At 60.9% G+C, this 15640-nt stretch carries 15 protein-coding genes; 11 read left to right on the forward strand and 4 right to left on the reverse strand.

The window, feature by feature from the left end:
• The 11 genes from LRK71_RS13350 to LRK71_RS13400 all read left to right on the forward strand — a co-directional run bounded on the left by LRK71_RS13350 (position 1) and on the right by LRK71_RS13400 (position 12179).
• Positions 1-1257, forward strand: coding sequence for a nitrous oxide reductase family maturation protein NosD (locus tag LRK71_RS13350; protein WP_232404325.1), 1257 nt, complete (start codon positions 1-3; stop codon positions 1255-1257).
• Positions 1250-2161, forward strand: coding sequence for an ABC transporter ATP-binding protein (locus tag LRK71_RS13355; protein WP_232404326.1), 912 nt, complete (start codon positions 1250-1252; stop codon positions 2159-2161). Before LRK71_RS13350 ends, LRK71_RS13355 begins: the two co-directional genes overlap by 8 nt.
• Positions 2161-2979 carry an ABC transporter permease gene (locus tag LRK71_RS13360; protein WP_408636005.1) on the forward strand — a complete coding sequence of 273 codons (819 nt, stop codon included), beginning with the start codon at positions 2161-2163 and terminating at the stop codon, positions 2977-2979. Before LRK71_RS13355 ends, LRK71_RS13360 begins: the two co-directional genes overlap by 1 nt.
• Positions 2976-3533 carry a nitrous oxide reductase accessory protein NosL gene (locus LRK71_RS13365; RefSeq protein ID WP_232404327.1) on the forward strand — a complete coding sequence of 186 codons (558 nt, stop codon included), beginning with the start codon at positions 2976-2978 and terminating at the stop codon, positions 3531-3533. The genes LRK71_RS13360 and LRK71_RS13365 overlap by 4 nt, the downstream gene beginning before the upstream one ends.
• Complete coding sequence (locus LRK71_RS13370; RefSeq protein ID WP_232404328.1) at positions 3530-4423, forward strand: FAD:protein FMN transferase; 894 nt, start codon at positions 3530-3532, stop codon at positions 4421-4423. Before LRK71_RS13365 ends, LRK71_RS13370 begins: the two co-directional genes overlap by 4 nt.
• Before the next feature lie 265 nt (positions 4424-4688).
• Entirely contained in the window at positions 4689-5714 is a 1026-nt protein-coding gene (locus LRK71_RS13375) for a BMP family protein (RefSeq protein ID WP_232404329.1), read from the forward strand.
• A gap of 15 nt (positions 5715-5729) precedes the next feature.
• Complete coding sequence (locus tag LRK71_RS13380; RefSeq protein WP_232404330.1) at positions 5730-7274, forward strand: ABC transporter ATP-binding protein; 1545 nt, start codon at positions 5730-5732, stop codon at positions 7272-7274.
• Positions 7264-8313, forward strand: coding sequence for an ABC transporter permease (locus LRK71_RS13385; RefSeq protein WP_232404331.1), 1050 nt, complete (start codon positions 7264-7266; stop codon positions 8311-8313). Before LRK71_RS13380 ends, LRK71_RS13385 begins: the two co-directional genes overlap by 11 nt.
• A 1-nt stretch (position 8314) precedes the next feature.
• Positions 8315-9259 (forward strand): ABC transporter permease, encoded by a 945-nt coding sequence (locus LRK71_RS13390; RefSeq protein ID WP_232404332.1) that lies wholly within the window; start codon positions 8315-8317, stop codon positions 9257-9259.
• Positions 9259-10539 carry an amidohydrolase family protein gene (locus tag LRK71_RS13395; protein WP_232404333.1) on the forward strand — a complete coding sequence of 427 codons (1281 nt, stop codon included), beginning with the start codon at positions 9259-9261 and terminating at the stop codon, positions 10537-10539. Before LRK71_RS13390 ends, LRK71_RS13395 begins: the two co-directional genes overlap by 1 nt.
• 251 nt (positions 10540-10790) lie before the next feature.
• The gene (locus LRK71_RS13400) at positions 10791-12179 is read left to right on the forward strand and encodes an MATE family efflux transporter (protein ID WP_232404334.1); all 1389 of its coding nucleotides are present in this window, start codon (positions 10791-10793) and stop codon (positions 12177-12179) included.
• 59 nt (positions 12180-12238) lie between these two features.
• Here LRK71_RS13400 and LRK71_RS13405 read toward each other — a convergent pair whose 3' ends face one another.
• The 4 genes from LRK71_RS13405 to LRK71_RS13420 are packed head-to-tail and all read right to left on the reverse strand — an operon-like array spanning position 12239 to position 15587.
• Complete coding sequence (locus LRK71_RS13405; protein WP_232404335.1) at positions 12239-12928, reverse strand: ABC transporter ATP-binding protein; 690 nt, start codon at positions 12926-12928, stop codon at positions 12239-12241.
• Positions 12925-13689 carry an ABC transporter ATP-binding protein gene (locus tag LRK71_RS13410; protein ID WP_232404336.1) on the reverse strand — a complete coding sequence of 255 codons (765 nt, stop codon included), beginning with the start codon at positions 13687-13689 and terminating at the stop codon, positions 12925-12927. Before LRK71_RS13410 ends, LRK71_RS13405 begins: the two co-directional genes overlap by 4 nt.
• Positions 13682-14665 (reverse strand): branched-chain amino acid ABC transporter permease, encoded by a 984-nt coding sequence (locus tag LRK71_RS13415; protein ID WP_232404337.1) that lies wholly within the window; start codon positions 14663-14665, stop codon positions 13682-13684. The genes LRK71_RS13410 and LRK71_RS13415 overlap by 8 nt, the downstream gene beginning before the upstream one ends.
• Before the next feature lies 1 nt (position 14666).
• Positions 14667-15587, reverse strand: a complete 921-nt coding sequence (locus LRK71_RS13420) for a branched-chain amino acid ABC transporter permease (protein WP_232404338.1) — start codon at positions 15585-15587, stop codon at positions 14667-14669.
• Positions 15588-15640: the final 53 nt, after the last annotated feature.

The following is a 15640-nucleotide window of genomic DNA, read 5'->3' on the forward strand; positions in this document are numbered from 1 at the left end:
ATGCGCTGGCTCCTGCTTATAACCCTGCTGATCGGAGGCGCCGCGCGCGCCGCCGACTGGCAGGTCCCCCATCGGGCGGGGGCCATCGCGGATACGCTCATGCAGGCGGCAGACGGGGATACCCTGTTTCTGGCGCCTGGCACCTACTATGAAAATCTGACCCTGGATCGTCCTGTCACGCTGGATGGCCAGGGCCACGCCACGCTGGATGGCAGCCGTCAGGGCAGCACCGTCACCGTCACCGGCCCCGGCGTCATCATACAGGGCGTCACGGTGCAGGGGTCCGGTTCGGACCATGAAACAATCGATAGCGGCATTCAGCTGACCAAGACCGCCAAGGCCCCGGTGATCCGCAACAATATCCTGCTGGGAAACCTCTACGGAGTCGACATCCACGGGGCGCGCGATGCGCTGGTGCAGGACAATGTGATCGAAGGTCGCCAGGATCGCCACATGAACCGGCGCGGCAATGGTATCTATGTCTGGAATGCCCCCGGGGCGATCGTGGAAAACAACGATATCCGCTGGGGGCGCGACGGCATTTTTGTCAATTCCTCCAAGCGCAATATCTTTCGCGGCAATCTGTTTCGCGACCTGCGTTTTGCGGTGCACTACATGTATGCCGACAATTCCGAAGTCTCGGGAAATGTCTCTATCGGCAACCATCTGGGCTATGCGGTGATGTTTTCCACCCGCGTCAAGATCACCAACAATGTGTCCCTGAATGACCGCGATCACGGCGTGATGCTGAACTACACCAACAAGGGCATTATCCGGGGCAACTACGTCAAGAACGCCCGCAACAAATGCACCTTTCTCTACAATTCCCACCAGAACGATTTCTCTGACAACTGGTTCCAGGGCTGCGCCATCGGCATCCATTTCACCGCCGGCAGCGAAGGCAATAAGATGGTCGGCAATGCCTTTGTTGGCAATCGCCATCAGGTCAAATATGTTGCCTCCAAATGGGTCGAATGGTCCCATGAAGGGCGCGGCAACTACTGGTCCGACAATGCTGGTTTTGACGTCGATGGTGACGGCATTTCCGATAGCCCTTACCGGCCCAATGACAGCATGGACCATGTGCTTTGGACCCAGCCAGCCGCCAAAATGCTGATGGGTTCGCCTGCGGTGCAGCTGGTGCGCTGGTCGCAATCCACCTTCCCGGCGCTGCTGCCCGGTGGCGTGATCGACAGCGCCCCCCTGATGCGCCCGGTGAAACCCGCAGTGGCCAACAAGGTTGAAGATAATGACTAAAACAGGCGCTTTCCCGGTTCTAGAGATCAAGGGGCTCGACAAGTTTCGCGGCAAAACCCAGGTTCTGCACGGCATTGACCTTTGCGTAAACGCCGGAGAGCGCCTGGCGCTTTTGGGCCATAACGGGGCTGGGAAATCCACCCTGATCAAGGCGGTTCTGGGGCTGATCCAGGCCGAAGGCGGCAGCATCCAGATCTGCGGTGCCCGCCCTGGCAGCGCGGCGGCGCGGGCAGATACCGCCTTTTTGCCCGAAGCGGTCAGCTTTCACCCCGCCCTGACAGGCCAGGAACAGCTGACGATGTTTGACCGGCTGATGGGCGCAGGCGGGGATGTAAGCGCCCTGTTGCAGCGGGTTGGCCTTGGTGACGCGATGCAGCGCCGCATCGACACCTATTCCAAGGGCATGCGCCAAAGGCTGGGCCTGGCGCAGGTGCTGCTGGGGCGGCCCAAACTGGCGCTACTGGATGAACCAACAAGTGGGCTGGACCCGATTTCCCGCCAGGACCTCTACGCCATCATTGATGAACTGGCCGCCAAAGGCACCGCCGTGCTAATTGCCTCGCATGCGCTGACCGAAGTGGAAGCGCGCACCGATCGCATTGCCATCCTGCGTCAGGGTGTCAAGGTGGCGGATGACACGCTAGACAACCTGTCCCGCAAGGCGGGCCTGCCGGTGAAGCTGCGGCTACAGACAACAGGGCCTGATGCCGATCAGATCGCGCGCGACACCGGCGGGCGGCGCATCAATGGCGCCTCGGTCGAGATCATCTGCGCGCCGCAAGACAAAATGGCCGAGCTGCGCCGCATTGCCAGCATGGGCGACACGGTGCTTGATATCGACATGCAGCCCCCGCGGCTGGAAGACCTCTATCGCTACTATTCAACCCAAGAGGAGCAAGGCTGATGCGTATCCTCGCAATTTACCGCGCCGAAATGCTGATCCTGCGGCGCAATCTGTGGATTGTCATGGCCACGCTGATCATGCTGGCCTTTGCGCTGGCGCTGTCCTTTGCCGGCTCTGCGCCGACGGGCACGCTGGGGGTTGATATGCTCACAGTTTCGGTTGCTTCGATGACCACGCTCTCGGTCTATCTGGCACCACTCTTGGCGCTAATGATGGGGTTTGACGCCATTTCAGGCGACCGTGATCGCGGCTCACTGGCGCTCTTGCTCAGCTATCCCGCCGGGCGTGCCGAAATCCTGTCCGGCAAGTTTCTGGCCCATCTGACCGCACTGAGCATTGCCATGATCATCGGCTTTGGCGCTGCCGGGGCCTGCGCGGCCTGGTTTGGCGGCGCGGGCACCGAAAGCCTGATCGCCCTGGCGCGCCTGGTCCTGACCTCGATCCTTCTGGGGGCGGTCTTTTTGATGCTGGGCTATTGCCTGTCGGCACTGGCCGGCAGCACAACAGCGGCGGCGGGTCTTTCGGCCGGGCTCTGGCTGGTCTTTGTGGTTCTATACGATCTGGCCCTGCTGGGGGCGGTGGTGATGGACAGCGAAGGGATTTTCACCCAACAGCTGTTTCCCTGGGTAATGGTGGCCAACCCGGCCGACGCCTTCCGTCTGTGGAATATCGCCGCCTCTGAAAGCGTCGCCCTGACCAGTGGCATGGCCGGCGCCGCCGCCAGCCTGCCCGCCTGGGCCGCGCCGCTCTCGCTCCTGCTCTGGCCCGTGCTGGGCTTTGCCCTGGCCCGCACCGCATTCCAAAGGCTGGAACCATGAAGCCACTTCAACACATCTCTGCCCGCCCCCTGACCCGTAACCTGTGTCTTGTGCTGGCCTGCCTGGCGCTTTCGGCCTGCCAGGAGGAAGAGGCCAAAGCAGCGCCAGAACCGGTCGCCCTGACCGAAACAGCGCTGAGCTATTTTTGCCAGATGAACATCGCCGAACATGGCGGCCCCAAGGGACAGGTTCACCTAAACGGGCATCCCGCGCCGCTGTTCTTTGCCCAGGTGCGCGATCTGCTGGCCTATCTCAAGGGACCCGAGCGCGAGGCCGATATCACAGCCGTTTATGTCAGCGATATGGGCGTCGCCAAGAACTGGGACAGCCCCGGCCCTGGCAACTGGATCGCTGCCGCTGACGCTATCTTTGTGATCGACAGCCCGGTGGCCGGCGGCATGGGGGCACCCGAGATCGTGCCCTTTGCCCAACGCGCCGACGCCACTGCCTTTGCCACCCGGTATGGCGGTTCCCTTGCGACCCTTGATGAAATCCCCGCCGAGACCGTCCTGGCCCCCGTCGATCTAGAGCTGATACTGGAGACCCCCTCATGACTTCCCGCCTGCCCCGCCGCCGGTTTCTTGCCATTTCCGCCGCCAGCCTGGCTGTCGGCCCGGTTGCCGCCGCAACACCTCAGGCGCGCTGGCAAGGCCGCGCCATGGGGGCTTCAGCCCATATGGTGATTTCCGGCCTGACCCAAAACGCCGCAGCACCGATTTTTGCCAAGGTCGAGGCCGAATTGCTGCGTCTGGAAGCCATCTTCAGCCTGTATCAGCCGGGCGCGCAATTGGTCCGGCTCAACGCGCAGGGCCGCCTGCGCGCCCCCGCACCAGAGCTGCTGGATGTGCTCAGCCTGTCGGCCAGCCTGAATACGGCAAGCCATGGTGCCTTTGATCCCAGCATTCAGCCGCTGTGGCAGGCGCTCGCCCTAGGACAAGAAACAACGACGGCACCGTTGGGCTGGCAACATCTGCGCTATAACAGCCAGGAAATCCGTTTTCTGCGTCCAGGCATGGCGCTGACGCTCAATGGTATTGCCCAGGGTTATATCACCGACAAAATTGCCGATTTGCTACGGGCCGAAGGACTGCAGAACCTGCTGCTAGACATGGGCGAGATTGCCGCCATGGGGCAGCGCCCCGAGGGACGCCCATGGCAGGCTGGTATTGTATCGCCAGATGGCGATCTGCGCGCCCGGCTCAGCCTGTCGGATCGTGCCCTGGCCACCTCGGCGGCGGCGGGCACACTGGTTGGCAACGGTACAAGCCATATTCTGGATCCGCGCAATGGCAAAGGTGCGCAGCCCAGCCGCCTGGTGTCAGTCAGCGCCCCTCGGGCGGCCTTGGCGGACGGGCTGTCAACCGCGCTCTGCCTGCTGCCAAAACCCGCCGCCCCGGCCATAATCGCCCAGTTCCCCGGTGCCAAATTGGAATACAGCAGCTAAACCGCATGGCCGGTGTCTAAGGGAGCGCAGATAGCGCAATCGCGCTGGCCAAGGGAAACCTGGCCAGTGCGCCGCACTGTTCCGGGCGTCAATCTGTGCAATTTACGCACAAACTCTGATACGGCCCTCCTTAATGCGCAACAAATGATCAATCTTTCCGATATGATGCAATAATAGGCAAAGCTTCCTTGCCTTAGCCGCCCGGAATTTTTACCCTTTGGACAAGATCCGCCAAGGGTCGGCCAATCAAACCGGGGATAGCTTTATGTCAAAATCGACTTTGGGCGCAGTATCGCGCCGTCATTTTCTAGCCACCAGCGCTGCCACAGCCCTGACTGCGGGTCTGGGCCTTTCTGCCAGCAAAGCCCTGGCGGCAGAGCCTATCAAAGTGGCCGGCATCTACACAGTTCCGGTGGAACAGCAGTGGGTCAGCCGCATCCATGTTGCCGCCCTCACCGCTCAGGACCGAGGCGACATCGCTTACAGCTATTCTGAAAATACCTCGAATTCTGACTATTCCCGCGTCATGCGAGAATATGCCGAAAGCGGCTACTCCATGATCATCGGCGAAATCTTTGGCGTCGAAGCCGAAGCGCGCGAAGTTATGGCCGATTACCCGGATGTTGCCTTCCTCATGGGCTCTTCCTTCAAGGAAGACGCGGCGGTGCCAAACCTCGCAGTTTTTGACAACTACATCCAGGATGCCTCTTACCTGTCCGGCATCGTGGCAGGCGCCATGTCCAAGACCGGCAATATCGGCATGGTTGGCGGCTTTCCGATCCCCGAAGTCAACCGCCTGATGCATGCCTTCATGTCCGGCGCGCGTGAAATGAACCCCGATATGAAATTCCAGGTCTCCTTCATCGGCTCCTGGTTCGATCCGCCAAAAGCCAAGGAAACCGCCTTTGCAATGATCGAGAACGGCGCGGATGTGCTCTATGCGGAACGGTTTGGCGTTTCGGATGCAGCCAAGGAAAAAGGCCTGCTGGCCATTGGCAATGTGATCGACACCCAGTCGGACTACCCCGATACGGTTGCCGCCTCGGCGCTGTGGCATTTTGAACCGACGCTGGATGCCGCCATTGCAGCGGTCAAAACCGGGAGCTTCACCGCCAAGGACTACGGCCCCTATTCGTATATGGCCAAGGGCGGCTGTTCACTGGCCCCCTACGGCACCTTTGAAGGCAAGATCCCGCAAGAGGCGCTGGATCTGGTGGCCCAGCGCACCCAGGCGATCAAAGATGGCTCCTATGCGGTGGCCATCAATGACGAAGAGCCCAAATCCTCTTGATTTGGGCCTGATCGCATGAACAACACAACAAAGGCGCAGGTTGTCCTGCGCCTTCAAGGTATTACCAAACGCTTTGGTCCGGTCACGGCCAATGAAGGCGTGAGCTTTGATTTGCATCGCGGCGAAGTCATTGCCCTGCTGGGCGAAAACGGTGCCGGCAAGACCACGCTGATGAACATCCTGTTTGGCCAGTACACCGCGGATGAAGGCACGGTTGAATTGTTTGGCCAGACGCTGCCCCCCGGCGCGCCCCGTGCGGCGCTGGATGCGGGTGTCGGCATGGTGCACCAGCATTTCACCCTGGCCGATAACCTGACCGTCTGGGAAAATATCGTGCTGGGGGTTGATCCCCTGACTGCGCCACGTCTCAAGCCTGCACAGGCCAAGGCCCGCATTCGCGCCCTGTCAGATCAGTTTCACCTGAAGGTGGACGCCAATGCCAAGGTGGGCCGCCTGACTGTGGGGGAACGCCAGCGGGTGGAAATCCTGAAAGCCCTGTACCGGGATGCCAAGATCCTGATTCTGGATGAACCAACCGCCGTGCTGACCCCACAAGAAGCAGAGGCGCTGTTCGCCACCCTGCGCGAGGCCATCGCAACCGGGCTGTCTGTCATTTTCATCAGCCACAAATTGCACGAAGTCATGGCGATTTCGCACCGGGTTGTGGTGCTGCGCCACGGCAAGCTGGCAGCCGAACGCGCCACCAATCAGACCAATCGCGAAGATCTGGCGGCCCTGATGGTCGGCTCTGAAGTCAGCGCCCCCAGCATTGAAACCGGCGCGCCCGGCGCGTCGCTGTTATCGCTACGCCGGGTCACCACCCCGGATCAGGGCGCCGCGCCCGGGCTGAAATCCCTGAACCTGGAACTGGCGGCAGGTCAGATCATCGGGTTGGCCGGGGTCTCTGGCAATGGGCAGGCCGCCCTGTCGGATCTGTTGTCAGGGCTGATCACCCCTACCAGCGGCGAGATGGAGATGAACGGCACAGCAGTCCAGCGCTGGACCCCGCGCACCGCCATTGCCAAGGGCATCGCCCGCATTCCCGAAGATCGCCACAAAACCGGCACCATTGCCGATTTCGACCTAACCGAGAACGCGATTCTGGAGACCTATGCCAGTCGCTTCAGCCGCCGAGGCTGGATGAACTGGGCACAGGCACGCGCCTTCACCAAGGATCTGATCAAAACCTACGATGTGCGCTGCCCCGGCCCCGATATTCGCATTCGCCTGCTGTCTGGCGGCAATATGCAAAAACTGATCCTGGGCCGCGTTCTGGAAGAGGCACCGCAGATCATTCTGGCCAACCAGCCAGTGCGCGGGCTAGATATTGGTGCGGTAAACTATGTACATGGCGCACTAGCCAAAGCCCGCGATCGTGGTGCGGCCGTGCTGTTGATATCCGAGGATCTGGATGAAATCATGCAACTTTCCGATGTGATCCATGTGATCTCAGAAGGGCGGCTCAGCCCCGGATTTGGCCGCGGCACCATGCGCGCCGAAGATCTTGGGGCCTGGATGGCCGGCCATGGGTTTGACGCGGAGTCGCCCAATGCGACTTGAACCGATTGCCGCCCCCAGCCCCGCCCGTCGCATTGTGCCGCCCCTGCTGGCGCTGCTGGCCACCTTCACGGTTGCGACGCTGCTGGCACTGATCGCCGGGGGCAATCCCTTTTCTGTCTTTGGCCTGATCGTGAAAGGTGCCTTTGGCTCCAAATTCGCCCTGCTGGAAACGCTCAACAGTGCCACGCCGCTGATTTTCACCGGGCTGGCCATTGCCGTGGCCTTTCGCGCCAAACTGTGGAACATCGGTGCCGAGGCGCAGCTTTATGCCGGGGCGGTGCTGACCGTGGTACTGGGCACCGGGGCGTTGGGGCTGCCTGCCTATCTGATGCTGCCGCTTTGTGCCATTGCCGCAATGTTTGCCGGCGCCACCCTCTTGTTGGGACCGGCGCTGCTAAAAACCCGGCTAGGGGTAGATGAGGTGGTCACCACCCTGCTGTTCAACTTCATCTTCTTGCTGTTTGTTTCCTACCTGCTGGAAGGCCCGCTGAAGGACCCGATGGGCATGGGCTGGCCAAAATCGGCCCGGCTACTGCCTGAGGCCCGTTTGCCACGTCTGGTCGAAGGGCTGCGCATACACTGGGGCTTTGGCCTGGCCTTGGTCGCGGCGTTGCTGGTCTGGGTGATCAACACCCGCACCACCCTTGGCTATGAGATGCGCGCTGTAGGCCAAAACGCCGAAGCCGCCAGGTTTGCAGGCATTCCGGTAACCCGCGTGATCCTGAAAACCGCGCTTTTGTCGGGTGGGCTTGCCGGTCTTGCAGGTTTTTCCGAGGTTTCGGGCCTCAAGGGGGCGCTGACCAGCGATCTGAGCCCCGGCTTTGGCTATACGGGCATCGTGGTGGCCATGCTGGCCCTGCTGCACCCCTTGGGCGTGGTACTGGCGGCGCTGTTTGTGGCGGCCATCTTTGTTGGCGCCGACAGTATGAGCCGGGCTGCCGGTGTACCCAGCTATATCGCCGATATCATGCTAGCCTCGGCGCTCTTGTTCATGGTGCTGGCAATCCTGCTGACCAAATTCCGCGTGCGGAGAGACTGATATGGATCTTTTTGACATTCTGCTCTCCGCCAGTTTCTGGGCCGCTGCCATCCGCATTGCATCGCCCTTGATCTTTGCGACCATCGGAGAGCTGATCTGCGAACGAGCCGGGGTTTTGAACCTCGGCATCGAGGGCATCATGGTGGCCGGCGCCTTTGCCGGCTGGATCGCGGTCTGGGCCGGGCTGCCGCTTTGGGGCGGGGTTGCCGTGGCGATGCTGACGGGCATGATGCTGGGACTGGTGCATTCCATCTTCAGCGTGCCTTTCGGGCTTTCGCAGCATGTGGTGGGCATTGGTCTGACCCTGCTGGCCACATCGCTGACGTTTTACACCTACCGCGTAGTCCTGCCCGAGGTCTCATCGCCGCCCAAGATCACCGCCTTTCAACCCTATGAAATCCCGTTACTGTCGGACCTCCCGCTGGTTGGCCCAGCGCTGTTTTCGCAAACCCCGCTGACCTATGCGGCCTTTGTACTGGCGGCGCTGACGGCGCTGGTGCTGTACCGCACCCCGCTGGGGCTGGCGGTGAGGGCGGCTGGGGAAAACCCATCGGCGGTGGCGGCGCAGGGCCTGTCGGTCACCGCAATCCGCATGGGGGCGGTCACGGTCGGGTCCGGTTTCATGGCCGTGGGCGGTGCCTTTCTGACCCTGTCGGCCTTTGACAGCTTCTTTTTTGACATGGTGAACGGGCGCGGTTGGATCTGCATTGCCCTGGTGGTCTTTGGGGCCTGGAAACCCGGCAAGGCGGTGCTGGGTGCCATCCTGTTTGCCGCCTTTGACGCACTACAGATACGCCTGCAACAAACCGGCATAGGTGCCGTCATTCCCTATCAGGTCTTTCTGATGATGCCCTATTTCCTGTCCATTCTGGCCCTTGTGGTCATGTCGCGCCGCGCTGAAATCCCCAACGCCCTGATGGTGCCCTTCAACAAAGGCGAAAGATGATGTTTGACCTGCTGATCAAGGGTGGCACCCTGCCCGACGGCACTGCGCGTGATATTGCCATTACCGGAAATCGCATTGCTGCAATCGAACCACGGATTGAGGCCAGCGCCAAAGAGGTGATCGACGCCACTGGTGACCTGGTCGCGCCCCCCTTTGTGGACCCGCATTTTCATCTGGACGCCACCCTGTCCTACGGTCTGCCACGGGTGAATGCCTCTGGCACCCTGCTGGAAGGCATTTCCCTCTGGGGAGAGCTGCGCGATCAGACATCGGTGGATGACATGGTGGACCGCGCCCTCAGCTACTGCGACTGGGCTGCCAGTCTGGGGCTGCTGTCGATACGTAGCCATGTCGACACCACGCCGGATCACCTGAACACCGTTACCGCCATGCTGGAGGTGCGCGAAAAGGTCAAAGACTACATCGACCTGCAACTAGTCGCCTTCCCGCAAGACGGGCTGTACCGCAGCCTCACCGGGCGCGAAAATCTTTTACGCGCACTGGATATGGGCGTCGAGGTGGTGGGCGGCATTCCGCATTTTGAACGCACCATGGCGGATGGTGCCGCTTCGGTACGGGATCTGTGTGAAATCGCTGCCGAACGGGGCCTGATGGTCGATATGCACTGCGACGAAAGCGATGATCCGATGTCGCGCCATATTGAAACCCTCGCCTATGAAAGCACGCGGCTAGGCCTGCAAGGCCGGGTGGCGGGGTCGCATCTGACCTCGATGCATTCGATGGACAATTACTACGTCTCAAAACTGCTGCCGCTGATTGCAGAGGCCGGGATTTCGGCCATCCCCAATCCGCTGATCAATATCGTGCTGCAGGGGCGCCACGACAGCTACCCTAAACGGCGTGGCTTGACGCGGGTGAAGGAAATGCAGGCGCATGGTATCCTGGTTGGCTGGGGTCAGGATTGTGTGCGCGATCCCTGGTATTCCTTGGGCACCGGCGACATGCTGGATGTCGCCTTTATGGGGCTGCATGTGGCGCAGATGACCCATCCAGACGAAATGGCCCGCTGCTTTACCATGGTGACCGAAACCAATGCCCAGATCATTGGGGCCCAGGACTACGGACTAAAGGTCGGCGCGCAGGCCTCTTTGGTGGTGCTGGATGCGGGTGATCCAACGGAAGCGGTGCGCCTGCGCCCCGCCCGTCTGGCCGTGGTGGCCAAGGGACGGGTGATTTCGCGCAGCCCGCGTGGCGATGCGCAACTGTCGCTGCCCGGCCGTGGCGATACAGTCCGACGCCGCCACCCTGTTGATGGCTAGGCGCTGGACCGGACCAGAGACCAGAGACATTCTTTATGCCTTGCTTCTGCGGTGCGCCTGACGCATCGTTGCTTGACCAAAAATCAAATGCCGCCTAGACAATAGGCAGGCCGTAGACGCCTGCCACCCGCAGACATTTGTCCCGGTAAAGCTCTACCCAGTTTGTTTTCTATTTCCTTTCCGCCAATCGCGTGGATGGCAATGCGGGTCCCCTTTCCGACAGACGCGATTTGACCAAAGGGATATGGGACATGACACAAAGCCCCCCAAACAGTTTTACCGATGGCCCGCTTGGCCTGATCTACCTTAAAACCGCGCTGCCTATCATCCTGGTGATGGGCATGAACGGGTTGCTTTCTGTAACAGACGCGCTGTTTCTTGGCATCTACGTCGGCCCAGAGGCCCTGGCCGCCGTCACCCTGATGTTTCCAATCTACATGTTGATCGTGGCGCTTTCGACACTGGTATCCAATGGCATGTCCAGCCTACTGGCCCGCGCCTTCGGTGCCAATGACCACGCGCGGGCGCAGGGTATTTATGCGGGCGCGCATGGGCTGGCGCTCTGCCTTGGGCTATTCCTTATCCTGCTGTTTATATTTCTGGGGCGGCCCATGGCGCTATTGGTGGCAGGAGGTTTGCAGGATCTGTCCGAGATGGGGACGATCTATCTGCGTATCACCGTGTTGTTTTCACCGCTGCTGTTCATTCTATCGGTCAATTCTGACGCCCTGCGCAACGAGGGCCGTGTCGGCTTTATGGCCGCGATGAGCCTGCTCGTCTCGCTGGCGAATATAGGCTTCAACTATCTGCTGATTGCCAAATTCCACCTTGGCGTGGCGGGGTCGGCCTATGGTACCGCGGCCGCGCAGGCGCTGGCGTTTCTGATCATCCTGGGCTTTCGGTTTCGGGGCGCAACCCTGCTGCGCCCCACCTCGCTGATACAGTTTTCAATGCGCAAGAACTGGGGGCGGATCCTTGCCCTGGGCGCACCACAAAGTCTCAACTTTCTTGGCCTCGCACTTGGCTCTGCAGCCATTATCACAACCCTGCAATGGTTTGGTGGGCCTGAATATCCGGATATCGTTTCGGCCTATGGGATCATCACCCGCGTGATAACCTTTGCCTTCCTGCCGCTTTTGGGGCTGTCCTTTGCGATGCAGACGATCACCGGCAACAACTACGGGGCGCAATTGTGGCTGCGTTCTGATGCCAGTCTGAAAATCGCGCTGACCACCTCCTTTGCCTATTGTACGCTGGTGCAGCTGCTGGTGACCCGCAGCCCCCGCTGGATTGCCAGTGCCTTTGTAGATGATCCGGCGGTGATCAGTGAAGTGGCCCGCATCCTGCCGGTGATGACCTGCGTGTTTTTCCTGATGGGGCCATTGATGATGCTGGCAGGCTATTTTCAGGCGATTGGATCCGCCACCAAGGCCGCCATTCTGGGGCTAAGCAAGACCTATGCCTTTGCCATCCCGCTGACCTTTCTGCTGCCGCTGCTGTTTGGTGAAATCGGTGTCTGGTATGCAGGACCAATGGCCGAAGTCATGCTGGCGGCACTCACCCTGCTGGTGCTGTGGAAACTGGCCCGGGACACGCAGCTGCGCTGGGGCCTGTTCCAGCCCAGAGACCGCCAGACCTGAGGCGATAGATGGAGCCATAGACAGGACTTCTGCCTATGGCCCCTGAAACAAATCAGGCCTCAAACCCCAAGGAAGCGATCGGTCAGATCCGGTGTCAGCGCCTGCATATCCCCGGCCCAGACCGTCTGTCCTTTATTCAGGATCACCGCCTTATCGGCCACTTGCGCCAGTTCTTTCAGGGTTTTGTCCACCACCAGAATGGCCATGCCGGTTTGCGATTTCAACTGGGCTATGGCGGCCCAGATTTCCTGCCGCACCACCGGGGCCAGGCCTTCGGTGGCCTCGTCCAGGATCAACAAGCGCGGGTTGGTCATCAGCGCGCGACCAATCGCCAGCATCTGCTGCTCGCCCCCCGACAAGGACGCCGCCTTTTGGCTGCGCCGTTCTGCCAGACGCGGAAACAGCGCCGCAACCTTGTCAAAGGTCCACTCGCCGGGGCGGGCGGCCGCAGTCAGGTTTTCCTCAACCGTCAGCGGTGCAAAACACCGCCGCCCCTCGGGCACCAGACCAATGCCCAGCCGGGCAATCCGATGCGATTTCATCTGCCGCAGGTCAGCCCCGGCGAACTCCAGCTCGCCAGCAGAAGCCGCAAGCATGCCACAGATCACCTTGATTGTGGTACTTTTGCCCATGCCGTTGCGTCCCATCAGCGCCAGGACTTCGCCCTCTTCAAGGCACAGATCAACCCCAAACAACGCCTGCGAGGGACCATAAGAGGCGTTCAGCCCCTGAACTTTCAACAGGCTCATGTCAGCTCCTCTTCGCCAAGATAGGCACGGCGCACCTCGGGATTGGTGCGAATTTCATCTGCAGTGCCGGTGGCGATGACCGTGCCGTAAACCAGCACCGAAATACGGTCCGCCAGGGCAAAGACGGCGTCCATATCATGTTCCACCAAGAGGATCGGTGCCTCTCGGCGCAGGTCGTCGAGAAACCCGGTGAGCTCTTTCGAGCCACTGGCCCCAAGCCCCGCCATGGGTTCATCCATCAGGAACAATCGTGGTTTCAGAGTCAGCGCCACGGCCACCTCTAGCTGGCGGCGCTGCCCATGGGACAGATCGGCGGTGCGCGCCTGTGCAGCGGTTTCCAGACCCACTCGCGCCAGGGATTCATGCGCGGTATCAAGCAGCGCCGTGTCCTTCATCACATTGCGAAACAGCCCCAAGCGACCGCCGCGTGCCCGCCGCGCACCCAGAGCCCCCAGCACCGCGTTTTGCAGCACCGAAAATTCCATTGCCAAGGATGAGATTTGAAAGGTGCGCCCCAGCCCCATGCGCGCCCGCGCCACGGTATCCAGTGCGGTTACATCTCGGCCGAGCACCTCTATCCGGCCGGCATCCGGGGTCAATCCGCCCGAGATCTGCTTGATCAGGGTGGATTTCCCTGCGCCATTGGGTCCGATCAGCGCATGGATTTCTCCGGGGCGCAGATCCAGTGACACATCATTGCTGGCTTTCAGCGCGCCAAAGCTTTTGCACAGGTTGTGGACCTGCAGAACCGGATCAGTCATGCGCCACCTCCCGGCCCAAAAGCGCGCCAATCAGCCCGCCACGGGCAAACAGCACCATGCCCAGCAGCAAAAGCCCTAGAAAGATCTGCCAATATTCGCTGATCCCACCAAGAAGATGCTCCAGCAGGATATAGACTGCCGCGCCAACCAGCGGACCATACAGCCGCCCAACCCCGCCAAGGATGACAAAGATCATAATCTCGCCGCTGGTGTGCCAGCTGAGCATGGTTGGGCTGACGAAACGGTTGAGATCAGCAAACAGCGCCCCCGCCAACCCGGTGATCGCGCCCGAGATGACAAAAGCCATAAGCCGCAGCTTGAACGGGGTCAGCCCCACGGTTTCCACCCGTTCTTGCGATTGGCGCGCTGCAGACAGTGCCAGCCCAAAGGCCGATTGCGCCAGACGCGCCGCGAACCACAGGGTCAAACAGAGGATGACAAAGGTGACAGCGAAAAACTGGATCGGATCAAGGGTATTCAGCCCCGGCATTTCATTGCGCACCCAGATCGACAGGCCATCCTCGCCGCCATAGGCAGACCAGCTAATGGCGAAGTAATACAACATCTGGCCAAAAGCCAAGGTGATCATGATGAAATAGACCCCCGAGGTGCGCAACGACAGCGCCCCGATCACCAGCGCCGCCGCCGCGCTTGCCAGCACGGCCACCAGCCAGATCAGCGGCATCTGATTGCTGCCCTCAAACAAAAAGGGCCAGCTAAACAGCGGCTCGTAATTCTGCGCATGCGAGGCCAGAATGCCCATGGCATAGCCGCCGATACCAAAAAACGCTGCGTGACCCAGGCTGACCAATCCGCCCAGACCCAGGGCGATGTTCAGCCCAACGCCCGCCAGCGCCAGGATGGCGACTTTGGTGGCCAGCGTGATGATAAAGGGCTCATCCAGCCCCCAGGCGAACAGCGGCACCGCCAGCAGGGCCAGCAACATAGCTGCGTTGAAAACTCTTTCGCGCCCCATGTTATGCGCTCCCTCCAAATAGGCCCGACGGGCGCACCAGCAGCACAGCCGCCATCAGGATATAGATCAGCATCGAAGCCAGCGACGCACCAACAGAGGCGGCAGCGGCAGGTTCCATCACAATGGAAAACAGCCGCGGCAGGAAGACCCCACCCAGCGTATCTGTCAACCCCACCAAAAGCGCGCCAACCAGGGCACCCTTGATCGAGCCGATACCGCCAATGACGATGACCACAAAGGCCAGGATCAGCACCGGCTCCCCCATGCCCACCTGCACCGACTGGATCGCGCCCACCAGCGCACCGGCCAGACCGGCAAGCGCGGCCCCCAGCGCAAAGACCAGCGTGTAGAGCTTGGAGATATCGACGCCCAGCGCTGCGATCATCTCACGGTCGGCCTCGCCAGCGCGGATCTGCACACCGATGCGCGTTCGCGCAATCAGCCAGAACAAGCCAGCACCGACCACCAGACCAATCACGATAATCGCCAGACGATAAAGCGGATACTGTATCCCCCCCGGCAGCATCACCGGGCCAGACAGATAGCTCGGCACATCCAGAAACAGCGGGAAGGATCCAAACAGCCAGCGGGTGCCTTCGGAAAAGATCAGGATCAGCGCAAAGGTCGCCAAAACCTGATCCAGATGGTCGCGATCATACAGGCGACGGATGACCGTGACCTCTACCAGCGCGCCTGCGGCAGCGGCAGCAGCAAGACTGGCCATCAGCGCCAGCACAAAGGAGCCGGTCCAGCCTGCCACAGCGGCGGCAGCAAAGGCCCCCACCATATACAGCGCACCATGGGCGAGGTTGATCAACCCCATGACGCCAAAGACCAGGGTCAGACCAGCAGCCATCAGGAAGAGCATGACCCCGAACTGTAAACCGTTCAGGACCTGCTCAAGAATGAGAATAAGAGACATGGGGGTTTCTTTCCTTGGGTCGGGGCCACGCCACAGCGCGGCCCCACCATTCA

Source organism: Pseudophaeobacter flagellatus (assembly GCF_021228235.1).
GTDB classification, from domain to species: Bacteria; Pseudomonadota; Alphaproteobacteria; order Rhodobacterales; family Rhodobacteraceae; genus Pseudophaeobacter; species Pseudophaeobacter flagellatus.